Source organism: Myxococcus xanthus, from assembly GCF_006402735.1.
GTDB classification, from domain to species: Bacteria; Myxococcota; Myxococcia; order Myxococcales; family Myxococcaceae; genus Myxococcus; species Myxococcus xanthus_A.
In genome coordinates this window covers 5,628,365-5,654,748 of sequence record NZ_CP017174.1, presented here as the reverse complement: position 1 = coordinate 5,654,748, position 26,384 = coordinate 5,628,365, and the positions used below count along the sequence as shown (strand labels likewise).

At 70.6% G+C, this 26,384-nt stretch carries 5 protein-coding genes; 4 read left to right on the top strand and 1 reads right to left on the bottom strand.

All coding sequences use genetic code 11. The features are described from left to right. The first annotated feature begins 226 nt into the window (after positions 1–226). Positions 227–6,691 carry a MupA/Atu3671 family FMN-dependent luciferase-like monooxygenase gene (locus BHS09_RS22915; RefSeq protein ID WP_140799003.1) on the top strand — a complete coding sequence of 2,155 codons (6,465 nt, stop codon included), beginning with the start codon at positions 227–229 and terminating at the stop codon, positions 6,689–6,691. A gap of 20 nt (positions 6,692–6,711) precedes the next feature. On the opposite strand, the gene BHS09_RS22910 is transcribed toward BHS09_RS22915, so the two are convergent. Next, positions 6,712–7,497: a phytanoyl-CoA dioxygenase family protein gene (locus tag BHS09_RS22910; RefSeq protein WP_140793225.1), complete on the bottom strand. Its 786-nt coding sequence runs from the start codon at positions 7,495–7,497 to the stop codon at positions 6,712–6,714. A 696-nt stretch (positions 7,498–8,193) separates the two neighbouring features. Between BHS09_RS22910 and BHS09_RS22905 the strand changes: the two genes are divergently transcribed. The 3 genes from BHS09_RS22905 to BHS09_RS22895 are packed head-to-tail and all read left to right on the top strand — an operon-like array spanning position 8,194 to position 26,380. Beyond that, entirely contained in the window at positions 8,194–15,207 is a 7,014-nt protein-coding gene (locus tag BHS09_RS22905; protein WP_140799001.1) for a type I polyketide synthase, read from the top strand. Beyond that, the gene (locus BHS09_RS22900) at positions 15,204–20,792 is read left to right on the top strand and encodes a type I polyketide synthase (protein ID WP_140799000.1); all 5,589 of its coding nucleotides are present in this window, start codon (positions 15,204–15,206) and stop codon (positions 20,790–20,792) included. The genes BHS09_RS22905 and BHS09_RS22900 overlap by 4 nt, the downstream gene beginning before the upstream one ends. A 14-nt stretch (positions 20,793–20,806) precedes the next feature. Further along, a complete protein-coding gene (locus BHS09_RS22895; protein WP_140798999.1) occupies positions 20,807–26,380 on the top strand; it encodes a type I polyketide synthase in 5,574 nt (1,857 codons plus the stop codon). The last annotated feature ends 4 nt before the right edge of the window (positions 26,381–26,384 follow it).

Below are 26,384 nucleotides of genomic sequence, written 5' to 3'. Positions count from 1 at the left end.
ATAGATCTTATCGTTTATATGGACAAGCAGGCAACGGCGGTGGCACAAGCTGCGCTGTATCGAGGGGGCGGGCTCAAGCGCGGTACGAGCGTGCTTCCTCTTCCGGGCGAAGCGGCATGCTGTCTCGGGGAGCCTTGGCCGGAAGATGTCTGCCGGGGGTTCTCCGTGCTCAGTCAAGGGTCGTGGCCGCGTGTCAACCCGGGCCGTGTCCAGCGCTGGAGAAGACATGACCGAGCACATCGAGCCGCGAGCTCACTGTTTCCCCACCCTGGTGGACGTGTTGTGTCAACGCGCCGAGTCTCAAGGCGACGCGCTGTTGTATCGCTTCCTGGAGACAGGAGACGTGGACGGCCCGGTGGAGGAGTGGACCTACCGGCGGCTGGATTCACGGGCGCGGTCGCTGGGGGCTCGGCTGCGTGCCCTGGGCGCGCAGGGGGAGCGGGCGCTGCTGCTCTACCCGCCCGGCCTGGAGTTCGTCGCGGGCTTCATGGGCTGTCTGTATGGCGGCGTCATCGCCGTGCCGTGTTACCCGCCGGACCCCACGCGGTTGGATCGCACGCTGCCGCGCCTTCGCGCCATCGCCCGGGACTGTGGCGCGCGCTACGTGCTGACGACGAGCACCATCCAGGAGATGGCGGAGTTCCTCACGCCGCAGGCTCCTGAGCTGGGTGAGCTGCAGTGGATTGCCAGTGACGCGGTGCCGGAAGCCGAGGCCGCGGACTGGAAGCGCCCGGACCTGACGTCCGAGTCGCTGGCCTTCTTGCAATACACGTCGGGTTCCACGGGCAACCCGAAGGGCGTCAAGGTCAGCCACGCCAACATCCTCCACAACGAGTCGTTGATTACGCGTGACTTCGGGTTGCAGGCGGAGCGCTCGGTGGGCGTGGGCTGGTTGCCCATGTTCCATGACATGGGGCTCATCGGAAAGGTGTTGCAGCCGCTCTACCTGGGCTTCCCGTGCGTGTTGATGTCGCCCATCGCGTTCCTTCAGCGGCCCTTGCGCTGGCTGGAGGCCGTCTCCCACTTCAAGGGGACGGTCAGTGGTGGACCCAATTTCGCTTACGACCTGTGCGCGCGAAAGGCCCGCGCCGAAGACGTGGCCCGTCTGGATTTGAGCCACTGGGACCTGGCCTTCAACGGCGCGGAGCCCGTGCGGCGCGAGACGATGGAGCGCTTCGCGGAGACGTTCGCGCCCGCTGGCTTCCGGCGCGAGGCCTTCTATCCCTGCTACGGCCTGGCCGAGGCGACGCTCATCGTCAGCGGCGGCGTGAAGGGAACGCCGTGTGTACAGGAGCGCTACGACACCGGCTCGCTGGAGCTGGGGCGCGCGAAGCCCGCGTCTGGCGCGGCGGAGGGGCCCACGGCGCGCACGCTGGTGTCCTCCGGTCAGGGTGCGCCGGACCAGCGGCTGCTCATCGTGGACCCGGAGACGCGGGTGCCTCGGGCCTCGAACGAGGTGGGTGAGGTCTGGGTCGCTGGCCCCAGCGTGGCGGGTGGGTATTGGGATCGTCCGGAGGAGACGGCGCATGCCTTCGGCGCGCGGCTCGCCAACGGCGAGGGGCCCTTCCTCCGCACCGGTGACCTGGCCTTCCTGTCGCCGGAGGGCGAGCTCTTCATCACCGGCCGTCTCAAGGATCTACTCATCGTCCGGGGCCGGAACCTGTATCCGCAGGACCTGGAGATGACCGCGGAGCGCGCGCACCGCGCGGTGCGTCCCGGCTGCAGCGCCGCCTTCTCCGTGGACGTGGAGGGGGAGGAGCGGCTGGTGGTGGTCTCCGAGGTCGACGTGCGAGAGGGCTTCGACGGCGCGGCGGTGGTGGGCGCCCTGCGCCGCGCGCTCGCCGATGAGCACCAGGTGCATGCGCACACGGTGGTGCTGCTCCAGGCCCGGAGCATTCCGAAGACGTCGAGCGGGAAGATTCAGCGCCGCGCCTGTCGTGATGGCTTCCTGGCGGGCTCGCTGGAGGTGGTGGAGGTGTCGGGCGAGGAGGCCGCTCCGGTGGCGGAGGCCGTGCCTTCCACGCCGTCCGCGCCCCTGCGCGAGCGCCTGGCCCTGGCGTCCGAGGAGGCCCGTCCGGCGCTGCTGGTGGACTTCCTCCGCGTGGAGGCCGCGCGGGTGCTGCGCGCGGCGCCCGCGTCCCTGGCGCCGGAGACGTCGCTGGCCAGCCTGGGGCTCGACTCGCTGATGGCGCTGGAGCTGCACGGCCGGCTGGAAGAGGAACTCGGTGTGTCGCTGCCCGTGGCCTTCCTCTGGCAGCACCCGACGCTGGGGGCCGCCGCCGCGCATCTGGTGGACGCGTGGAAGGGCTCCGCCGCGCCCGCCGTGCCGCCGCTGAAGGCCGGCTCGCTGGAGGGAGAGCTGCCGCTGTCGCCCGGTCAGCAGCGCCTGTGGTTCCTGGACCGGCTGGTGCCCGAGAGCGCGCTGTACAACGTCCACTTCCAGCTCCGGCTCTCCGGTGCGCTGGACGTGCCCGCGCTGGAGCGTGCGCTGCAAGGGCTCCTGTCGCGTCACGCGGTGCTGCGCGCGGCCTTCCCCGAAGTGGAGGGCCAGCCGCGCCAGTTCCTGCCGCCCCTGCGTCCGCTGGACGTGGCCCGCGAGGACCTGCGGGCGCTGTCGCCCGCCGAGCGTGACGCGCGGCTGAATCAGCTGGCCCGGGCCCAGGGCGAGGCGCCCTTCAATCTGTCAGAGGGCCTGCTGGTGCGTGCGGCGCTGGTGGCGCTGGAGGACCAGGAGCACGTGCTCCTGATGACCCAGCACCACATCGTCACGGATGGCTGGTCCATTGGTGTGCTGGCCCGGGAGCTGGCCGCGCTGTACCGCGCGGAGGTGGCTGGCGCCGCCGCGTCGCTGGGCGCGCCCGCCTTGCAGTACGTGGACTACGCACGTTGGCAGCACGGGCTGGGCGGCGCGCTGGACGGGCAGCGTGCCTACTGGGCGCGGAAGCTGGAGAACCTGCCGCGCCTGGAGTTGCCCACGGACTTCCCGCGTCCCCGGGAGCCGGGCTTCCGCGGCGCGCTCCACCGCTTCGCGCTGCCGGCCGAGCTGGTGGATTCGCTCAAGGCGGTGGGCCGGAGCGAGGGCTGTACCTTCTTCGTCACGCTCGCGGCGGCCTGGGCGGCGCTGCTGCACCGCTACAGCGGTCAGGACGACTTCGGCCTGGGCACCATCTTCGCGCAGCGGGACCGGGCCGAACTGCGTGACGTGGTGGGGTTCTTCGCCAGCACGCTGGTGCTCCGCGCGGACGTGTCGGGCGCGCCCCGTTTCCGGGAGCTGCTGGGTCGCATGCGCCAGACGTTCCACGAGGCCCTGGCCCACGCGGACCTGCCCTTCGAAGAAGTGGTGGGCGCGTCGCGCGCGGTCCGTGGCGGCGACAACCCGCTGTTCCAGGCGAACCTGGTGTTGGAGAGCCTGCCGCCGGTGGACATGGACGTGCCGGGCATGCAGTGGCGCCCGGTGCTGCCCGTGCCGGACGGCGCCGTGGAGGGCACGGCGAAGTTCGACCTGCAGCTCGCCGTCGTGGAGACGCCGCGAGGGCTGGAGGGCGCGCTGGAGTACCGCTCGGATCTCTTCTCGGCCGAGACGATGGCGCGGCTCGCGGGACACCTGGAGGCGTTGCTGCGGGGCATCGTCGCTGCTCCGGACGCGCGTGTGGAGGACCTGCCGCTGCTCGACGACGCGGAGCGCCGCTCGCTGCTGGAGCGCTGGAACGACTTCACGGCGCCGCTCTCCCAGGACCCTTCGCACTGCATCTACGCGCAGTTCCGTGAGCAGGCCGCCCGCACGCCCGACGCGGTGGCGGTGGTCGCCGAGGATGGGACGCTCACCTACGCGGAGCTGGCGCGCCGTGCGTCCGCGCTGGCCTTGCACCTGAGAGGCCTGGGCGTGGGCCCCGAGGTGCGCGTGGGCCTGTGCGCCGAGCGCTCGGCGGAGATGGTGGCGGGGATGCTCGGCATCCTCGAGGCGGGCGGCGCCTACGTGCCCCTGGACCCGGACTATCCCCGGGAGCGGCTCACGTACATGCTGGAGGACTCGGGCGCGCGCGTGCTCGTCACGCAGTCCCACCTGGCGGGGACGCTGCCCGTGGCCGGCCTGCACACCGTGCTGCTGGATACCGCGGAGCCCTACGCGGCGACGCCGGCGTCACCGCTGGCCCTGGGGACCACGCCCGACAACGCGGCGTATGTCATCTACACGTCGGGCTCCACGGGGCGGCCCAAGGGCGTGGTGGTGCCGCACGGGGGCGTGGCCAACTTCTTCGCCGCCATGGACGTGCGCGTGGGCCACTCGCCCGCGGGCGCCTGGTTGGCCGTCACCAGCATCTCCTTCGACATCTCCGTCCTGGAGTTGCTGTGGACGCTCACCCGCGGCTTCAAGGTGGTGGTGCAAGGGGAGGGGGCCTCACTCAAGGCGCCCGCTCGCGCCGTGGGGGCCCGGAAGCGCCCCATGGACTTCAGCCTGTTCTACTTCGCGGATGACGCGGAGGTGTCGCGCGGGGAGAGCAGCTACCGGCTGTTGCTGGAGGGCGCGAAGTTCGCGGACACCCACGGCTTCGCGGCGGTGTGGACGCCGGAGCGCCACTTCCACGCCTTCGGCGGCCTGTACCCCAATCCCTCCGTGGTGGGCGCGGCTGTCGCCACCGTGACGAAGCGCGTGGCCATCCGCGCGGGCAGCGTGGTGCTGCCACTCCACCATCCCGTGCGCGTGGCGGAGGAGTGGTCCCTGGTGGACAACCTGTCCGGCGGGCGCGTGGGCATCTCCGTCGCTTCCGGCTGGCACGCCAATGACTTCGTCTTCGCGCCGGAGAAGTACGAGAAGCGCCGCGAGCTGATGATGGAAGGCATCGACACCGTGCGCCGGCTGTGGCGTGGGGAGACGGTGCGCTTCCCGGGCGGTGGCGGCGCGCAGGTGGATGTGAAGCTGCGCCCCCGTCCCGTGCAGGCGGAGCTGCCCGTGTGGCTCACCGCCGCGGGAAACCCGGAGACGTTCATCTCCGCGGGCCGGCTGGGGTGCAACATCCTCACGCACCTGCTGGGGCAGACGTGGGAGGACCTGGAGAAGAAGCTGTCCCTCTACCGTCAGGCCTGGCGCGACGCGGGCCACGCGGGCGAGGGCCACGTCACCCTCATGCTGCACACCTTCATCGGCGAGGACATGGCGAAGGTGCGCGAGGTGGTGGAGCAGCCCTTCCGCAACTACCTCAAGAGCTCGGCCGACCTGATGCGAGGCCTGGGGAGCACGCTGGGCATCGACATGGATTCGGCCACGGAGGCGGACCTGGACCGGCTCGCCGGCCATGCCTTCGACCGCTACTTCGAGACGAGCGGCCTGTTCGGCACGCCGCGTTCGGTGCGCGAGCGCGTCGGGCAGCTCCAGGCCCTGGGCGTGGACGAGGTGGGCTGCCTCATCGACTTCGGCATTCCCGCCGACACGGTGCTGGCCAGCCTGCCGCTGCTGGACGAGGTGCGGCAGCGCTGCGTGCGGGACAGCCGCCGCGCGGGCACGGCGAAGACGATTCCCGAGCAGCTCCGCGAGCACGGCGTGACGCACCTGCAGTGCACGCCATCCCTGGCGCGCGCGCTGCTGTCCGAGCCCGAGTCCGTCGAGGCGCTGGGCGGCCTGCACCGGCTGATGGTGGGCGGCGAGGCCCTTCCGGGCGCGTTGGCCGCGTCCCTGCGCAAGGCGCTGCCGGAGTCCGCCGAGCTGCTCAACATGTACGGCCCCACGGAGACGACCATCTGGTCCTCCACGGCGCGCGTGGCCGCGGAGGAGACGGCGGCGGTCGTCTCCATCGGCACGCCGCTGCTGCGCACGTGCTTGTACGTCCTCGATGCACGGCTGCAGCCGGCACCGGTGGGCGTGGCGGGTGAGCTGTACATCGGCGGCGCGGGCGTGGTGCGTGGCTACCTGGGCCGGCCCGAGCTGACGGCGGAGCGCTTCATTCCGGATGCCTGGGCCCGTGAGCCCGGGGCCCGGCTGTACCGCACGGGTGACCGCGCACGGTGGCGGCCCGACGGCACCATGGAGTTCCTCGGCCGCGTGGACCACCAGCTCAAGGTGCGTGGCTTCCGCATCGAGGCAGGGGAAATCGAGGCGGCGCTCACCGCCCAGCCCTCGGTGCGCGAGGCGGTGGTGGTGGCGCGCGAGGATGTGCCCGGCGACGTGCGGCTCGTGGCCTACGTGGTGCCCGCGCAGGGCGCCACGGTGGAGGCGTCCGCGCTGCGCGACGCCCTGGCGCAGCGGTTGCCGGAACACATGGTTCCGTCGCTCGTCATGGAGCTGCCGGCGCTCCCGCTGACGCCCAATGGCAAGGTGGACCGCAAGGCCCTGCCCGCGCCGAACGTGGTGCGCTCCGCGAAGGCGGCCTTCGTCGCGCCGCAGGGGCAGCTGGAGGAGCAGATTGCCCAGGTGTGGCGCAGCGTCCTCCGCGTGGAGCAGGTGGGCGTGCACGACAACTTCTTCGACCTGGGCGGCCACTCGCTCCTGATGGTGCAGGTGCACACACAGCTCAAGTCGGTGCTGGGACAGGACCTGCCCCTGCTGAAGCTGCTGGAGCACCCCACCATCAGCACCCTGGCGCGTTTCGCGCGGCAGGGGCCCGCGGCGGCGCAGTCCCAGGTGGAAGCCGCGCAGGACCGGGCCAAGCGGCAACTGGAGAGCCTCAAGCGTCAGCGTCAGCGCGCCAGGAAGTAGCGACGCGGGGAACGCTCGGGCTACGCGCGCGTTTCGTTCAGCGCCTGCCGGATGGCGCGTGCCACCGGCGAGGCGTCGTCCTCCGGGCCCTGAACCGCGAAGGGGGCGCGGGACAGGAGCGGCGGCTGGGCCATGAAGCGCGGCCGGGTTCCCTGGTGCGGCTGGGCGGCATGGACCAGGAAGGGATGGCACAGGTACACGGTGCCGGCCTCTCCCGTGGCGAGCGCGAGCGGCCGGTGGGCCGACACGTCCAACTTCCCGGCGAGCTCCATGAACGTCAGTCCCGCGTCTCCCTCGGGGGCGAGCACGCGGGCGATGTCCCGGTGGGAGCCCGCGCGGATGCGGGTGGGGGCGTCGTCCTCTCCCACGTCGGAGAAGAGGAAGAGCATCAGTAGGGCGCGGCCTTTCGACGCCACATTCACTCGCCAGGAGAAAAACGAGCTCGGGTCTTCACCTGGGAAGCTGGCATCGACATGCCAGCCGTCGTCTCCGGGCGCGTCCGGGCTGGGAAAGCGCACGGGGAATGTGCCCAGGCTGCCTCGGGGGAGCCAGCGTCCGGGCCCCACCAACTGGTCGAACGCGCCTCGCAGCCGGGGCGTGTTCGCCGCCAGCCGGAATGGCTCCTGCGCATAGTCCCCGAGCCGGATGACCGGCTGCTTCCAGGTGGCCGGATTGTCCGGAGCACAGCCCGTGTCGCGCCAGAGCAGCTCGCGGCACGTGTCCGCCAGCTCGCGGGGAAACGCCTGGTCCAGCCGCACGAATCCACGCTCGATGAACTGCTCCACTTCGCCTGGGGAAAGTTCCATTCGGGTTGCCTCCTCGCGGTCCGGGGCCGCGGACGTTCGGCATCGAATTTCCTGACAGTGCGCCGTGCGGGGCCGGCCGCCTGCAGTGCGGTGCTGTATTGATTTATCATAAGAATTCATGCGCCCGATGATTGCTTCGCGGCGCGGAACTCGGGCTGCCCATCAGGTGGAGCCGGCTGGCGTGTGGAGGACACATCCAGGCCATTGCGTTTGCTGGTGGAACCCCCTGGGCATCGGCCCCGGGGGACGCTGGGCGACTGATAGGTTTTATGTGTATGGGTTCTGAGATTTCCCCGGAATGGCGGTGGCGCGTACTCTGCCCGGCTGACGTGCCAGGTCTGGGAACGTTCTGTTCTTAATTAGTTTTACTGGGGTCACTCATGTTTGATTTTCAGATCAAACATGCGTCAGTCGGAGTCTTGGTAATTGAGAGACATGGGTTGCTCCGTTTGGAGTGTCCGGTTCTCGTGAGAGTGCACGAAACGGTTTCGTGCTGATTGGCTTGCGCCAACGTTATGGATTTGGCATTGATCCGCTCTTCCTTGTATCGGGTCTATCGCGGGGGGGAGGCGGACTGCGTCCGTCGTCATCTCGTTCGCCGAGGCAAAGCCCGGCTTTCGAGCGTGCCAGTTAGAGGTCCGAGTGTCGCCACAAAATGGGTTGTCGAAGGCGGGTTTGGCCGAAGTGCGGGCTCGTTTGAGCGCGGTCCTTGCTCAGCGATTGGGAATCGAGGCTCACACTCTGGATGTCCGGGAGCGCTTCAGTCTGTATGGGCTTGATTCGCTGAAGGCCACCGGTTTCATCGCGGAGGTGGGGGCGATGCTGGGGCGTTCATTGTCTCCCACGCTTGCCTGGGAGTATCCCACGCTGGATGCGTTGGCCCGATACCTCGCGGGTGAGCAGGATGGGGCGTCTTCGCACTCCCTGGCACGTATTGCCCGGGCCCATGAGCCCATCGCCATTATTGGATTGGCCTGTCGTTATCCCCAGGCGCCGGATCCGGAGGCCTTCTGGCGCCTGCTCGTGGGTGGGACGGATGCCATCACGGAAGTGCCGCCGGACCGGTGGGACGTCAACCGCCTCTATGATCGAGACCCCGCGGCGCCCGGCAAGGTGATTTCCCGCTGGGGCGGCTACCTGGATCGCGTGGATGGCTTTGACCCGCTCTTCTTCGGCATCTCGCCGAAGGAGGCGCTCCACATGGACCCGCAGCAGCGGCTCATGCTGGAGCTGAGCTGGGAGGCGCTGGAGGACGCGGGCATCGCCGCGGACCGGCTACAGGGCTCACCCACGGCGGTCTGCTTCGGCGCCGCGTGGATGGACTACGAGATGACGCTGCAGCGCTTCGGCATGAAGCGCATCTCCTCGTACACGTCCACGGGCTATCACCACAGCGTCCTGGCCAACCGGGTCTCCTACGTCCTGGGGCTGCGAGGGCCGAGCTTCTCCATCGACTCGGCCTGCTCGTCCTCGCTCACGGCGGTGCACCTGGCCTGTGAGAGCCTGCGCAGGGGCGAGTCGACGCTGGCCCTGGTGGGCGGTGTGAATCTCACCATCGCCCCCGAGAGCACGGTGTCCCTGTCCAAGCTGGGGGCCCTCTCTCCAGACGGGCGCTGCTACACGTTCGATGCCCGCGCCAACGGCTTCGTGCGCGGCGAGGGGGCGGGTGTGGCGGTGCTCAAGCCGCTCTCCCTGGCGCTCGCGGACGGCGACGCCATCTACTGCGTCATCCGCGGCAGTGCCATCAACAACAATGGTGGCAGCAACGGCCTCACCGCGCCCAACCCCAAGGCGCAGGCGGAGGTCATCCGTCAGGCATGCGCCAGCGCGGGTGTCGAGCCGGCGGAGGTGCAGTACGTCGAGGCGCATGGCACCGGCACGCAGCTGGGAGACCCGCTGGAGGCACAGGCCCTGGGCGAGGTGCTCGGCGCGGGACGGCCCGAGGGCAAGCCCCTGCTCATTGGCTCCTGCAAGACGAACATCGGGCACCTGGAGGCCGCGGCGGGCATCACCGGGCTCATCAAGACCGCGCTGTGCATCAAGCACCGCGCGCTTCCAGCCAGCCTCCACTACGAGAAGCCCAATCCGCTCATTCCCTTCGAGGCGATGGGCCTGTCGGTCCACCACACCCTGGGCGACTGGCCGGAGCCCGACCGGAAGCTCATCGCGGGCGTCAGTTCCTTCGGCTTCGGGGGCGCGAACTGCCACATCGTGATGGAAGAGGCGAGCCTCCCCGAGGCACGGCTCCTCCACCTGTCGGGTGAGACGGCGGAGGCGCTGCGTGGCGCCGCGCAGGGTCTGCTGGGCCGCGTGACGGCCCGGGAGCACCTGCCGCTGGCCGAGCTGCTCCGCGCGGCCGAGCTGGACGCGGGCACGCATGCGCACCGCCTGACGGTGACGGTCCGGACCCGGAAGGACCTTCGTGCGGGCCTGGAGAGCTTCCTGGCGGGAGTGCCGCGCCCAGGTGTGTCCGTGGGGACGGTGGCGGAGGTCGCGGTCCGCAAGCCGGTATTCGTCTATTCGGGACACGGCTGCCAGTGGCCCCGCATGGGCCTGCCGTTGCTGGACGCCGAGCCCGTGTTCCGGGCGACGCTGCTGCGCTGCGATGCGCTCATCCGGGAGTACGAAGGTTGGTCGCTGCTGGAAGTGCTGGCCGCTGACGACGCGGCGGCGCGGCTGGGCCGGCTCGACATCGGGCTGCCCGCGATTGTGTCGGTGGAGATGGCCCTGACGGACCTCTGGCGCTCGTGGGGCATCGAGCCCGGCGCCGTGGTGGGGCACAGCATCGGCGAGGTGTCGGCGGCGTATGCGGCGGGAGTCCTGGACATCGAGGACACCCTCCGCGTCGTCTGCGCCGAGAGCCGGCTGATGCACACCCAGGCGGGCAAGGGCAGCCTGGCGGTCGTGGGCGTCCCATGGGCGGAGGCCGCCGAACTGCTCGTGGGCTACGAGGGGCGGTTGTTCCGCGCCATCGACTCGGGCGCGGGTTCGACGGTGTTGTCGGGGGATGTGGACGCACTGGTCGAGGTGCTCGCGTCGCTGCAACAGCGCGGAGTCTTCTGCCGGCAGGTGGACATCGACGTTCCGGTGCACAGCCCCCGCATGGACGTGCTGGCGGACGCGTTGACCGAGGAGCTTTGGGACATCCGGCCCCGCCCGTCGCGCGTTCCCCTGATTTCGTCCATCACCGGCGCGGAGATCGACGGCACGAGCGCGGACGCCTCCCACTGGGTGCGGAACATCGCGTGGCCCACGCTCTTCACCGGCGCGCTCTCCCACACCATCCAGGAGGGCTACGACACGTTCCTGGAGGTCAGTCCGCATGCGATTCTGCGGCACCCCATCGACGCGACGCTGAAGCACCTGGGGCGGCAGGGCCGCGTGGTGCCCTCCCTGCGGCGGCAGGAGGACGAGCGCGCCACGCTGTTCGATTCGTTGGGCATGCTCTACGCGTCGGGACAGCCGGTCCGGTGGGATGCACTCGCCACGCGTGGGGTGGACCATGACGGGGAGGCCGTGCACCTGCTGCCCCTGTCGGCGCGGAGCCCGGAGGCACTCAAGGCGCTGGCCGCGGACTGGCGCGACTTCCTGGGTGGGGAGCCGGGCGCGCCGCTCGATGACGTCACCTACACCGCGAGCGTGCGCCGCGGCCACTTGTCCCACCGCTTGTCGGTGGTGGGCGGCTCGCGACGGGAGCTGGCGGAGGCGCTGGACGCCGTCACGCGGGGGGAGCTCCCGCCGGGTGTGAGTGAGGGACGGGTGAGTCCCGAGGGACGGGCCAAGGTGGCCTTCGTCTTCCCGGGACAGGGCTCCCAGTGGCTGGGCATGGGGCGTCAGCTCCTGCGTGAGGAGCCGGTGTTCCGGTCCGCCATCGAGGCGTGCGAGCAGGCCATGCGGCCGCACGTGGACTGGTCGCTCTCGGCGGAACTGCTGGCGGACGAGCAGCATTCGCGTCTGCAGGACATCGACGTGGTGCAGCCGGTGCTTTTCGCCATGCAGGTGGCGTTGGCGGCACTGTGGCGCTCGTGGGGCATCGCGCCGGACGCGGTGGTGGGGCACAGCATGGGCGAGGTGGCCGCGGCGCACGTCGCGGGCGCGCTGAGCCTGGAGGACGCGGCGCGCATCATCTGCCTGCGCAGCCAGCTCCTGCGCCGCAAGAGCGGGCAGGGGGCCATGGCGGTAGTAGAACTGGGGCTGGAGCAGGCCCGCGAGGCGCTGGCCGGCCACGAGACGCGGCTCTCCGTCGCGGTCAGCAACAGCGCGCGCTCCACGGTGCTCTCGGGTGACACCGACGCATTGGAGTCGCTGCTGCCGCAGCTCGAAAGCCAGGGCGTCTTCTGCCGCCGGGTGAAGGTCAACGTCGCCTCTCACAGTCCGCAGATGGACTCGCTGAAGGATGACCTCCTGCGGGTGCTCGATGGTGTCGCGCCTCAAGGGGCGCCCGTGCCCATCTACTCCACGGTGACGGGCCAGACGAGCGACGGTGCGGACTTCCACCCGGCCTACTGGGTCAGCAACCTGCGCGAGCCGGTGCTGTTCCACGGTGCTGTCGAGCAACTCCTGGCGGATGGCTTCACGGTGCTGGTCGAGGTGAGCCCACACCCGGTGTTGCTCGCGCCCATCGAGGAGACGCTGCGCGAGTCGAAACAGGGCGCTATCGCGCTTGCGTCCTTGCGGCGACAGACGCCCGAGCGGCGCGGCCTGCTGGAGTCCCTCGCGGCGCTGTACGCCTGGGGTTGCGCGGTGGACTGGAAGGCGCTGCACCCGGTGAAGGGCCGTGTCGTCGCGCTCCCTCGGTACCCGTGGCAGCGGGAGCGCTTCTGGCTCCCGGACGAGGTGGAGGTGGATGCGCAGCCGGGGGGAGTGGTCCTCGAGGACCGGAAGGGACATCCCCTCATCGGTGGTTCACTCTCTTCGTCCGTCCAACCCGGGACTCACTTCTGGGAGCGGACCGTGAGCACGGCGGCGTTCCCCTATCTGGCCGACCACTGCGTGTGGGGGGACGTTGTCTTCCCGGGCGCTGGTTACGTGGAGATGGCGCTGAGCGCCGGCGCGGAGGTGCTGGGCGAGACGGGGCTCGTGCTGGAGGACGTCTCCTTCAGTGAGATGCTCGCGCTGGAGCCGGGCCAGTCGAGGCGCGTGCAGGTGGTGCTGTCCGAGGAGGAGCCGGGCCGCGCCACCTTCCAGATTGCCAGCCGCGCGGAGGGCGAGACGGCCTGGCGCAAGCACGCGGCGGGGACGGTTCGGCGGGAGGCACGTGCGGGCGCGGCTGTTGAATCACCCGAGGCGCTCCGGGCGCGCGTCACGGTGGCGGTCTCCGCTGAAGCGCACTACCAGCGCCGGCAGGCGCAAGGCCTCATGTATGGCCCGACGTTCCAGGGTCTGCGGGACATCTGGCGCAGTGAGCAGGAGGCACTGGGACGCCTGGAGGTCTCCGACACGGTGGCCTTGGAGGCGGGTGCGTACCGGCTCCACCCCGCGCTGCTGGATGCGGGACTGCAGGTGGCGGTGGAGCTCCTTGCTCCGCTGACCGCGACGTCCGCTCCAGCGACGCATGTGCCGGTGGGCATCGGGCGGATTCGTTTCTTCCAGCGTCCCGGGCGCGCGGCCTGGGCGCGAGTGAAGGTCCGTGGGGAAGGGGACGAGAGCGCGCGTGAGCGCACCTTCGACTTCTGGTTGCTGGATGAGCAGGGCCAGGTGCTGCTGGAGCTCGAAGCGCTGCGCCTGTACCGCCTGGATGCGGGCGCCTCCGCCCGCAAGGAGCTTGGCGCGTGGCTCTACCAGGTGGACTGGGAGGAGCGGCCGCTGCCGGCGGAGCTGGCGTGGCCCGAGCACACGCCGGGAAGCTGGCTGATTCTCCAGGACGGCGGCGGGGTGGGGCAGCGGCTGTCCGCGCAGCTCCGGACGCGAGGCGAGACGTGCGTGCTCGTCGCGCCGGGTGAGGCGTACCGGGTGACCGGACCGCGGAGTGCCGAGGTGGACCCCCGGAATCCGGAGCACTGGCGCCGGTTGCTCACGGACCTGTTGGGCGCTGGCGTTCCGCCTTGCCGCGGCGTGGTGCACCTGTGGAGCCTGGACATGGCCTCAACGGATGCGCTGACGCCACAGTCGCTGGAGGACTCGCGGCGGCTGGGGACCACCAGCGTGCTGCACCTGGTGCAGGCGCTTTCGGGGGCGGGCTGGCGGGATGCGCCCCGGCTCTGGCTGGCCACACGTGGGGCACGTTCCGCGGGCAAGGCGGCGGAACGTGTCGCGGTGGCGCAGGCTCCGCTCCTGGGGTTGGGGCAGGTGCTGGCGGTGGAGCAACCGGAGCTGCGCTGCACCCGTGTGGACCTGGAAGGCGGCGCGGACGTCGCGGCGGATGCGCTCCTGCGGGAGCTGTCATCAACCTCGTTCGAGGACCAGACCGCGTGGCGGGGGGGCACGCGACTGGTGGCGCGGCTGTCTCGGGCGGCGGATGCGCTGTCCGCCCGTGAACCGGCGACGCTGCTGCGCGAGGATGGCACCTACCTCATCACGGGGGGCTTCGGTGGCCTGGGGCTGGAACTCGCGCGCTGGCTCGTTTCTCAGGGCGCACGTCACCTGCTGCTGATGGGCCGCCGCGCTCCCTCCGCGGAGGCGGAGCAGGCGCTTGCGGCGCTTCGTGAGGCCGGCGCTCGGGTGGAGTCCTTCCAGGGCGACGTCGCGCGGCTCGAGGACGTGACGGGCGCGTTGGCTCGGGTGGAGGAAGCGATGCCCCCGCTGCGTGGAGTGTTCCATGCCGCGGGACTCCTCGAGGACGGACTGTTGCTCAACCTCACCGAGGCGCGCTTCGCCTCGGTGTCTGCACCGAAGGTTCTGGGCAGTTGGAACCTGCACGCGCAGACGCGACACCTGCCGCTGGAGCACTTCGTGCTGTTCTCCAGCGTGGCCGCTTCGCTGGGCACGCCGGGACAGTCGAACTACGCGTCGGCGAATGCCTTCATGGACGCGCTGGCCCAGGCCCGCCGGGCGGAGGGGTTGCCCGCGCTGAGCATCAACTGGGGCACCTGGACGCAGGTGGGACTCGCGGCGGCGCAGTCCATCCGCGGTGAGCGCCTGGAGGCACGTGGCCTGGGAGGCATGGCGCCGGACAAGGCGCTGACGGCGCTTGGCATGCTGCTGGGACAGGCGCGGCCGCAGCTCAGCGTCATGGCCTTCGAGCCGCGCCAGTGGTTGGGCTTCTATCTGGCCGCGGCGCAGTCGCCGTACTTCACGAAGCTGGCGCAGGAGCCGTCCAGCCGGCCCGCTGTGAGCGCGGGCAAGAGCCGGATTCGAGAGCAACTCGAAGCGGCCCGTGCGTCCGAGCGTCGCGGCTTGCTGGATACGCACCTGCGCGAGCTGATTGGCGGGGTGCTGCGGATGGCGCCCGCGCGCATCGAGCCACGGACACCGCTCGTGACCTTCGGGCTCGACTCGCTGATGAGCATGGAGATTCGCAACCGCCTGGAGGCGGCGCTCGGGCTGAAGCTCAGCGCGACGGTGGTGTGGACCTACCCGACGGTGGCCGCGCTGGCGCCGTTCCTGGCGGAGAAGCTGGCGCTCCCGCTGGAGGACTCGCGCCCCGAGTCCGCGCCGGAGGTGGCACCGGCGAAGGCCCCCCAGGCGGATGTGACGGCCAGCGAGATTGACGACCTGTCGGAAGAAGAAGTCGAGCGGCTGTTCGCTCAGAGGATGGCGCAAGGCTCATGACGACGTTCGCGGAGAAGATTGCGCAGTACTCCCCCAAGCGGCTCGCGCTGCTGGCGATGGACCTCAAGTCGCGGCTCGACGCGGTGGAGGGCAGCCGGTCGGAGCCCGTGGCCATCATCGGCATGGGCTGCCGCTTCCCAGGCGGAGGGAACGACCCGGCGTCGTACTGGAACCTCCTGTGCAGCGGCGTGGACGCCGTCACCGAGGTGCCATCCTCGCGGTGGATGCGTGAGGACATGGCGCGGATGGACCCCGAGGCCCAGGAGAAGCTGGGCGCGAAGTGGGGCGCCTTCATCAACGCGGTGGACCAGTTCGACGCGGACTTCTTCGGCATCTCTCCGCACGAAGCGCATCGGATGGACCCTCAGCAGCGCATCCTCCTGGAAGTGGCGTGGGAGGCGCTGGAGAACGCGGGCCAGGACATGTCTCGGCTGGCGGGGAGCCGCACGGGCGTGTTCGTGGGCGTGTACAGCGACGACTACGCGCTGTTGCAGGTGGGCAACCCGTCCGCCCGTGACTCCAGCAGCGTGACGGGCGCCATCAACTGCGTGGTGCCGGGGCGGCTGTCGTACCTCCTGGACTTCCAGGGGCCCAGCCTGTCCGTGGACACCGCGTGTTCGTCATCCCTGGTGGCATTACATCTGGCCGCGCAGAGTCTCCGCCAGCAGGAGTGCTCCATGGCGCTGGCGTGCGGCGTCAACCTCATCCTGTCGCCGCTGTCGTCGAGCCGTGTGTCCCGCGCCCAGGCGCTCGCGCCGGATGGACGCTGCAAGACCTTCGATGCCCGCGCCAACGGCTTCGTGCGGGGCGAGGGCTGCGGCGTGGTCGTCCTCAAGCGGCTGTCAGATGCGCTGGCGGCGGGGGACACCGTCCTCGCGCTCATTCGGGGCTCCGCCGTCAACCAGGACGGCAAGTCGGCGGGGTTGACGGCGCCCAACGTGCTCGCGCAGAAGGCGCTCATCCGGCAGGCGCTCCAGAGCGCGAACCTGGAACCCGCCGACATCGACTGCGTCGAGGCCCACGGCACCGGGACTTCGTTGGGTGACCCCATCGAGATGGAGGCGCTCCACGAGGTGTATGCCCAGGGGCGCACCGCGGAGCGGTCGCTGGTGGTGGGCGCGGCGAAGACGAACATCGGCCACCTCGAGTCGGCCGCGGGCATCGCGGGCATCATCAAGATGGTCCTGTCGATGCAGCACGGGGCCGTCCCGCCGCTCGCGCACTTCCAGCGGCTCAACCCCCGCATCGACTTCGGCGGTGAGGCCCTCACCGTTCCCACGAAGCTGTACCCCTGGCCCGCGCAGGAGACGCGCAGGCGCCGGGGCGCGGTCAGCTCGTTTGGCATCAGCGGAACGAATGCCCATGTGATTCTCGAAGAGGCCCCCGTGGCTTCGGCGGCGCCCGCTGCGCCTTCTCAAGGGGCGTATCTGCTGCCTCTGTCCGCGCGCTCACCCGCCGCGCTTCAAGCGTTGGCCCGGAAGTACGCGGACGTCCTTACGTCGTCCCCGGAGGTGTCGCTCCGGGATGTCTGCTTCACCGCGGCGCTGCGGCGGACCCACCACGAGTACCGGATAGCTGTCGCGGGGGACTCGGCGGGGGCGGTGGCGCGGCAGCTTCGGGAGTTCGCCTTGGAGGGACCTGCTCCGGCGGCGACGGACACGGATACCCGGCGCAAGGCGGTCTTCGTGTTCCCGGGGCAGGGCTCGCAGTGGGCCGGCATGGGGCGGCAGCTCCTCGAACAGGAGCCTGTCTTCCGTGAGGCCGTGGAGCGCATCGACACGGCCATGCGGCCCCACGTCACGTGGCGTCTGGCCGACGTGCTGCGCGCACCCGCCGAGGACTCCCGGCTTCAGGACATCGACGTCGTGCAGCCGGTGTTGTTCGCCATGGCGGTGGCGCTGTCCGCGCTGTGGCGCTCCTGGGGCGTCGCGCCGGACGCGGTAGTGGGGCACAGCATGGGCGAGGTGGCCGCGGCGCACGTCGCGGGCGCGCTCTCCCTGGAGGACGCGGCGGCCATCATCTGCCTGCGCAGCAAGCTCCTGCGGCGCATCAGCGGCCAGGGGGCCATGCTCGCGACGGAGCTGACCCTGGAGGACGCGCGCAAGACGCTGGCGGGCCGCGAGGACCGCGTGGCCATCGCGGTCAGCAACAGTCCGACCTCCACGGTGCTGTCGGGGGAGAATGCCGCGCTCGAATCAATTCGCGCCGAGCTGGAGTCGCGCAACGTCTTCTGCCGCTGGGTGAAGGTCGACGTGGCTTCGCACAGTCCGCAGGTGGACCCGCTGCGTGACGAGCTGCTCTCCGTGCTCTCGACGGTGCGGCCCGGACGCTCCAGCGTGCCCATTCTCTCCACGGTGACCGGCGCCTCCTGCGACGGCTCCGGCTTTGATGCCGCCTACTGGGTCCGCAATCTGCGCGACCCGGTGCTCTTCTCCTCGTCGGTGCTGCAACTCGCCGAGGCGGGGCACTCCGTCTTCCTGGAGATGAGCCCGCACCCGATTCTGCTTCCCTCCGTGGAGCGGTGTCTGCAGCACGTGGGGCGCGAGGGCGTGACGCTTCCGTCCCTGCGCCGCGAGGAGGCCGAGCGGACGGTGCTGCTGGAGTCCGTGGGCGCGTTGTACCGCGCGAGATTCCCCGTGCAGTGGAAGCGCTTCTTCCCGGAGGGTGGGACGCCGCTCCCGCTGCCCACCTATCCCTGGCAGCACAAGCGGTACTGGCTGGATGCGGTGGCCACGCCCGTGGCCGCGATGGTCGAGCCGGTGACGTCTCTCAAGGGCCGGCCGGTGAGCGTGGCTCACGGCGTCGATGGCCAGGTCTTCGAGCTGGAACTGGGGAGCAACTCGCTGCCGTGGCTCGGTGCGCACCGGTTGGGTGGCGTCGCGGTCGTTCCAGCCTCGGCGCTGGTGGAGCTCGGGCTGAGCGCCGCCGCCGATGCGTTGGGCACTGGGGACCGGGTGCTGTCCGGCGTCGAGTTCGAGCGGGCGCTGGTGCTGACGGAGACCCCGCGGCGGCTCGTGCAGGTCCACCTCTCTTCGGAGGCAGGAGGCAAGCACGAGTTCCACATCCACAGCCGCGCGGTGGGCGGGGCCTCGTCCGAGACGGGATGGGTGCGCCATTGCCGGGGCCATGTCCAGGTGCTCAGTGCTTCCCTGGGCGCGTTGGCGTCCATCGACGCGGTCCGTGCGCGCTGTGTGGAGCATGTCCCGGGCGCGGCGGTCTACGGCGAGCTGGAGCGCTGCAACGTCCAGTACGACGAGCCGCTGCGGACACTGGGCGAGGCGTGGCGGCGGCCGGGGGAGGCGCTGGGCCGGGTGGTACTGGGCGCGGAGCGACTTCAGGAAGCGTCCCAGTATCAGCTTCATCCCGCGTTGCTGGACGCCGGGCTCCAGACGCTGGCGATTGCGCTGGCGGCCGAGCCAGGGCAGGCGGCGCTCTTCATGCCCCTGGGGCTCGAATCCTTCGAGTGCGTCCCTGGCAGCGTGGACGTCCGGTGGGCTCACGTATCCATTTCGTCCGCGTCTCGTCCTGAGGAGCGGCTGGGCACACTGTCCCTGCTGGACGCGGATGGTCGCCCGGTCGCGGTGGCGCGCGGTGTCCGGTTGCGGCACGTGGCGGCGGATCGGCTGCTCGAGGTGTTGGGGGAGGTCCGCGCGCAGGACTGGTTCCTCGACGTGACGTGGGAGGCGCGGCCGGCGGGGACACCCCAGGCGGCTCCCACGGATTGGCTTGTGTTCGCGGACCGGGGTGGTTGGGGCGCGGCCTTCGCCGAGGAACTGCGGCGTCAGGGCAGCCCTTTTGTCACGGTGACCGCGGGGGACGCCTTCCAGCGCCAGGGTACGCGAAGCTTCGTGGTGGACCCGCAGCGGCCGGAGGACATGGCGCGCTTGCTGCGAGAGCTTCCAGCGCTCTCGGCAGGACACGAAGGCCGGGCGCTCTTCCTGTGGGGCCTCGACGAAACGTTGGATGGGCAGACGGCAGTACCCGCGTCCACGGTGGCGGCGCTGCACCTGGTGAAGGCCCTCATGGAGGTGCCAGGGCGTGCGCGGCTCTGGGTCGTGACGCGGGGTGCGCAGGTCACGGGCGTGGGGACCGAACGTGTGTCGCTGGCCCAGGCGCCTCTGTGGGGCATGGGCCGGAGCGTCTCGCTGGAACAGCCGGGCGTGTGGGGCGGCCTCATCGACCTGCCGCCGACGCGGTCGCCAGAAGAAGTCACCTCGGTGCTGCGGGAAGTCTCCGCGTTCGGAACGGATGGAGAGGACCAGCTCGCCTTCCGCGATGGGCGCTCGCTGGTTCCCCGGCTCACACGTGGACGAGCGGGGACGGCCGAGGAGGCCCTGCGCCTGCGCTCGGACGCGACGTACCTCGTCTCGGGAGGCCTGGGCGGGCTGGGGCTGAAGGTGGCGCGGTGGCTGGTGGAGCGGGGCGCGCGGCACCTGGTGCTGCTGGGCCGCAGTGGGGTCTCCGGAGCGAGCGATGCGGCGTCGGTGCGGCGCCGCGAGGAGCTCGAGTCGCTCCGGGCGCTCGGGGCGACTGTCACGCCCATGGCCGCGGACGTGGCGGACCGCGAGCGGATGGTGGCACTCCTACGCGACACGGCGGCGACGCTGCCTCCGCTGCGCGGTGTGATTCATGCCGCCGCGCTCATCACGGAGTGCCGGCTGGAGGACCTGGATGTCGCCGCCGCGACGGCGATGATGCGTCCGAAGGTGCTCGGAAGCTGGGTGCTGCACGAGCTGACGCGCGGGCTCGAACTCGACTTCTTCGTGATGTTCTCGTCGACGTCCACGCTGTGGGGCGCCTCCGGCCTGGCGCACTACGCGGCGGGAAACCAGTTCCTGGAAGCGCTGGCTCACCACCGCCGGGCCGAAGGGCTGCCCGCGACCACCATTCATTGGGGGACGTGGGACGAGATTGGCGGCGAGCGCGCCGACAACGCACGGGGCTACGCACGCTTCGGGTTGAACCCCATGGCCTCGGAGCGCGCGCTTGATGCGATGGGACAGGTGCTGCGGTCGGGCGTGAGCCACAAGACGGTCGCCTCCGTGGACTGGTCCGTGCTCAAGCCCATCTGGGAGGCTCGGCGTCGCCGGCCCTTCCTGCTGAACATGGGCGCGGCGTCGCCGGCCACAGGTGGTGGGGCCACCGCGCGCGCACGGTTGCTCTCGGAGTTGAAGGCGCTCCCTGCCGATCGCCGGTTCGACACGCTCGTGCAGCGCATCCAGGGCGAGGTGGGGCGCATTCTCGGCTTCGCTCCCAGCGACCTGCCCCCCGCGGACCGTGGCTTCTTCCAGATGGGGATGACGTCCCAGATGTCCGTGGAGCTGCGCAACGTGTTGCAGCGCGGACTCGAGAAGGAGCTGCCGGCGAGTCTCGCGTTCGACCATCCCACCGTCCTGGCGCTGGCGAAGCGTCTGGCGGGGAGCGTCACCGCGGTGGACATCCCGCTGCCCACGGTGGCGGCGGCTCCCGTGCAGAAGTCATCCCCGGTGCCTTCGGACATCGGTGACCTGTCGGAGCGGCTGGCGCAGGTCACCGAGCTGTCGGACGACGAAGTCGAGCGGTTGATTGCCCAGAAGCTGAGCTGAATCGGACGACTGCGATGAGCAAGGAATTCTACGAGAAGATTTCGAGCCTCTCTCCCAAGAGGCTCGCGTTGCTGGCGCTCGACCTGCACGCGGAGAGCGAAGCCCTCAAGCGCGCGCGCTCGGAGCCCATCGCCATCGTCGGTGCGTCCTGCCGCGTTCCCGGCGGCGTGCGGACACCCGAGGCCTTTTGGCGCCTGCTGAGCCAGGGCGTGGACGCCATCACCGAGGTGCCGCGTGAGCGGTGGGACGCGGAGGCGCTCTTCGACCCTGACCCGAGCAAGCGGGGCCGCACCTATGCGCGTTGGGGCGGCTTCATTGACGGCGTGGACCAGTTCGACGCCGCCTTCTTCGGCGTCTCGCCCCGGGAAGCCTCGCGCATGGACCCGCAGCAGCGAATGCTGCTGGAGGTCGCGTGGGAGGCGCTGGAGCGCGCGGGTCAACCACCGGACCAGCTCGCGGGAAGCAAGTCCGGTGTCTTCCTGGGCATCATCGGCAGCGACTACGCGCAGCTCCAGGCGCGGCAGCTCGGCGATGCGCCTGACATCTATCACCTGACGGGGACCTCGCTGAACGCGGCGGCGGGCCGACTGGCGTACACGCTGGGCCTCCAGGGGCCGTGCATGTCCATCGACACGGCGTGCTCGTCGTCGCTGGTGGGGCTCCACGTGGCCTGCCAGAGCCTGCGCAACCGCGAGTGCGACCTGGCGCTCTCCGCTGGCGTCAACCTCATGCTGATGCCGGACCCGACAGTTGCCCTCTCCAGCAGCCGAGGGCTGGCGCCGGACGGACGGTGCAAGAGCTTCGATGCCGCCGCCAATGGCTTCGTGCGCGCGGAGGGCTGCGTCGTCCTGGTGCTCAAGCGGCTCTCGGATGCGCTGGCCAATGGTGATGAGATTCTGTCGCTCGTCGCGGGCTCGGCGGTGAACCAGGACGGCGCCAGCAGTGGGCTGATGGTGCCCAACGGGCCGGCGCAGGAGCGGGTCATCGAGCAGGCGCTGGCGAGCGCGGGGCTGAAGCCCTCGCAGGTCTCCTTTGTCGAGGCGCACGGGACGGGCACATCGCTGGGCGACCCCATCGAGCTGCAAGCGCTGGCGCGGGTGCTGGGCGCGGGACGGCGGGCGGATACGCCACTCTACGTGGGCTCGGTGAAGACGAACGTCGGGCACCTCGAAGCGACGGCGGGCCTCACGGGCATCCTGAAGACGGCCCTATCGCTGCGCCACGAGGCGATTCCTCCGAACCTGCACTTCCACCGCCTCAACCCGGACATCGTCCTGGACGGGGCGCCCGTAGTCGTTCCCACGGCGCTCCAGCCGTGGCCCCGCTCCGAGCAGCCTCGCCTCGCCGGCGTGAGCGCGTTTGGCATCAGCGGCACCAACGCCCACGTCATCTTGCAGGAGCCGCCGGTGCCGTCATCACGGCCCGCCGTCCCCGCTCGGGGCGCGGAGTTGCTCGTGCTGTCGGCGCGCAGCCCGGAGGCGCTCCAGGTCATGGCAGGGAGCCACGCGCACTGGCTCGCCGCGCATCCGGAGGTGTCACTCCGCGACGTCTGCGCCACGGCGGCCCTGTCGCGCTCCCGCCATGAGCACCGCCTCGCGCTTTCGGGACACACACACGCTGAACTCGAGGAGAAGCTGGGCGCCTTCGCGCGTGGTGAGCCCGTGCCGGGCGCGTCCACGGGGCGTGCATTGGGGCAGACCCGGCGCCGGGTCGTCTTCGTGTTCCCGGGACAGGGCTCGCAGTGGCTGGGCATGGGCCGGAAGCTGCTGGCAGAGGAGACGGCGTTCCGCGAGGCCATGGAGCGCTGCGACGCGGCCATCCATGCGTGCGCGGGCTTCAGCGTCCTGGGTGAGTTGGCCGCCGAAGAGGGCAAGGGCCGCCTCCATGAAATCGACGTCATCCAACCCGTTCTCTTCGCCATGGAAGTGGCGCTGGCGGAGTTGTGGCGCGCCTGGGGCATCGAGCCCGACGCCGTGGTGGGGCACAGCATGGGCGAGGTGGCCGCGGCGCATGTGGCCGGAGCGCTGAGCCTGGAGGACGCGGCGAAGGTCATCTGCCGCCGCAGCCGGCTGCTTCGAGGCGTGAGCGGGCAGGGCTCCATGCTGCTGGTGGACCTGACTTTGGAAGAGGCGAAGCAGGCCCTTCACGGCTGGGAGTCGCAGGTCTCCGTCGCGGTGAGCAACAGCGTGCGCTCCACGGTGCTGTCGGGTGCTCCTGGGGCCTTGGAGGACATCGCCCAGCGCCTCAAGCAAAGGGACGTCTTCTGCCGCTTCGTGAAGGTGGATGTGGCCTCGCACAGTCCGCAGATGGACCCGCTGCGGCCCGACCTGCTCGCGGCGCTCCAGGACCTCGCGCCGCGCGCGTCCCGTGTGCCCATCTGCTCGACGGTGACGGGACGGATGACGGATGGCGCGGAGTTCCGTGCCGGCTACTGGGCGGACAACCTGCGCGAGCCGGTGCTGTTCTCGAAGGCCATCGAGAAGCTCGCGGTCGACGGCCATGACCTCTTCATCGAGCTGAGCCCGCATCCCATCCTCCTGCCCGCCGTGGAGCAACACCTGCGGCACCTCGGGCGAGAGGGGACGGTGCTGCCCTCGCTCCGCCGTGACGAAGACGAGCGCGGGGCGATGTTGTCGTCCCTGGGCGCGCTCTACGCCGTGGGGCACGAGGTGGACCTCAAGCGCCAGCACCCCGTGCGGGGCCGGCTCGCGGCGCTGCCCACGTACCCGTGGCGGCACGAGCGCTTCTGGATTGAGTCGTCCACGCGGACCCGTCGTGCCCGGGACGCGGGCCACCACCCGCTACTGGGCACGCACCTGTCCCTGGCGGGACAGGACGGCGCGCACCTGTGGCAGACGGAGCTGTACGCGGACAGCCCTTCGTATCTGGCGGACCACGTCGTCCACGGGGAGGTCGTGCTCCCCGGCACCGGGTACCTGGAGATGGCGCTCGCTGGGGCCGCCGAGGCCTTCGGGCCGGCACGGCTCGCGCTGGAGGACGTCATCTTCCAGGAGATGATGGTGCTCCCTCGGGAAGAGGCGCTGTCGGTTCAGATGCGCGTCATCCCGGAGGCGGATGGCACCCGTCGCTTCCAGGTCTTCAGCCGTCCGGTGGAAGGCGCCGGAGCCTGGACACTGCACGCCGAAGGGCGACTGAGTGAGAGTACGGGAGCGGAGCCCTTCGCGCTCGACGAGGCGCGGGCGCGGTGCCCCGAGCTCCTGGAGGGCGAGACGCACTACCAGCTCATGCTGGAGCGGGGCGTCGACTTCGGTCCCAGCTTCCGCCTGGTGAAGGAGATGTGGAAGGGGGAGGGCGAGGCGGTGGCGCGCCTGGAGTTGTCACCTTCCGTCGCGGCGGAGATGACGGCGCATCAGCTCCATCCGGCGCTGCTGGATGCCTGCTTGCAAGCCATCAACGGCGCGGGGCTGGGGGACCGCAGGGGAGAGACGTTCGTCCCGGTGGCGGTGGACTCGCTGCGCATGCACGGGCGGCCCGGACGTGCGCTGTGGAGTCACGCTCGTGTCCGGCCGGGCACGGGCAGTGGCCCAGGCTCGATTGAAGCCGATGTGACGTTGGTGGACGCGGAGGGCAACGTCCTGATGGAGGCCCGCGGCCTGATGGCGCGCCGCCTGGATGCGGTGCGGCGCCGGTCCGCGGATGAAATCGACCGGTGGATGTACCGGGTGGACTGGCAGGAAGAGCCGCGTGAGACGCCCACGGCCGTCTCGGAGTCCACGCCCGGCACCTGGCTGGTGCTCGCGGACCGTGCTGGTTTCGGCGCGAAGCTGCGTGCCGTGCTGAGCGAGCGCGGGGAACGTTGCATCCTCGTCTCCCACGGTGAGGAGCCCCGCCTCGTCGAGCCCGGCCACTACGTGGTGGACCCGTCACGAGCGGAGGGATTCACGCGGATTCTCGACGCGGAGTTCGGCGCCGGGCGTCCCGCGTGCCGTGGTGTCGTGCACCTCTTCAGCCTGGATGTGCCCGGTCTTGAGGCTGGCACGGATGCGCTGGTGAAGGCGCGCACGCTTGGCGCGGCAAGCGCGCTCCACCTCACGCAGGCCCTGGTCGCGTCGGGCTTCCGGGACATGCCTCGGGTGTGGTTGGTGACGGAAGGTGTCCAGGCCGTCAAGCCGGGTGAGCAGGTGGCCCATGTCGAGCAGGCGCCACTCTGGGGTTTGGGACGCGTGCTCACATTGGAGCATCCCGAACTCCGGTGCTGCAGCGTGGACCTGGGGGCTCGCGATGAGGTCCAGGCTCGGGTGCTGGCCGATGAGCTCCTCGCGTCGAGCCTGGAGGAGCAGGTCGCGCTCCGGGGCTCCGCGCGGTTCGTGGCGCGGCTGTCGCGCATGGAGCGCGGCACGGCGGCGCCGGCGGAGTTGCGAGCCGATGCCACGTACCTGATTTCCGGCGGCCTGGGTGGCCTGGGCCTGAAGCTCGCGGAGTGGCTGGTCGACCGGGGTGCCCGCCACCTGGCCTTGCTGGGGCGCAAGGGCGCGTCTGCGGAGGCGCAGCCGGTGCTGGAGGCACTGCGTGCCGGCGGCGTCGAAGTCCGGGTGTTCAAGGCGGACGTGGCGGCGCGCCCGGACCTGGAGCGGGTGCTGGGGGAAGTGGCGGCGGAGATGCCTCCACTCCGGGGTGTCTTCCACGCGGCGGCGGTCCTTGATGACGGCGTGCTGGTGAACCTCACCGCCGAGCGTCTGCGCACGGTGATGGAGCCCAAGGTCCACGGCGCCTGGCATCTGCACACGCTGACGGCATCGGCGCCGTTGGAGCACTTCGTGTTGTTCGCCGCGGCGGGTTCGCTGCTGGGCTCGCCGGGGCAAGGGAACTACGCGGCGGCCAACGTCTTCCTCGATGCGCTGGCTGCGTACCGGCGTGGGCTCGGCCTGCCGGCGCTGAGCGTTGACTGGGGGGCTTGGGCCGGCGTGGGCCTGGCCGCGGCGGCCGAGGCGCGCGGGGAACGCATCACCCAGCGCGGCGTGGACACCATGCCACCGTCGCAAGCGCTGGAGGCGTTGAGCCGCATCCTGAGCAGCCCTCTGTCGCGTGTGGTGGTGATGCGTTTCGACCTGCGGCAGTGGAGCGAGTTCTACCTGACGGCGGCGCGCTCGCCCTTCCTGTCACGTCTGGCGCGTGAGCAGGCCAGCGCCGCGAATACTCCCGCTGTTCGCGGTGCTTTCGTGGAGACGCTCCGGGCCGCGGAGGTGCTGAAGCGAGCGTCGTTGCTGGAAGCGCACCTGTGCGAGCAGGCCGGCCATGTGCTCCGGCTGGTGCCTTCGCGAATCGATCCGCAGGAGCCCCTGGGCAGCATGGGGTTGGACTCCCTGATGGGGCTGGAGATTCGCAACCGGCTCGAAGCCAGCCTGGGCCTGAGGCTTCCCGCGACGCTGGTCTGGCGGCACCCGACGGTGGCGGCGCTCGTCGTGCACCTGGCTGAACAACTGCAACTTCCCATCACGACCCAGGCCGAGCAGCCGCGGGATGAAGCCGCCGCGCTCGAAGCCGCGATCGTCAACAACGTCAAGCAACTCTCGGACGACGAAGCCGAGGCGCTCCTCGCGGAGAAGCTCGCCGCGCTGGCTGATTGAAGAG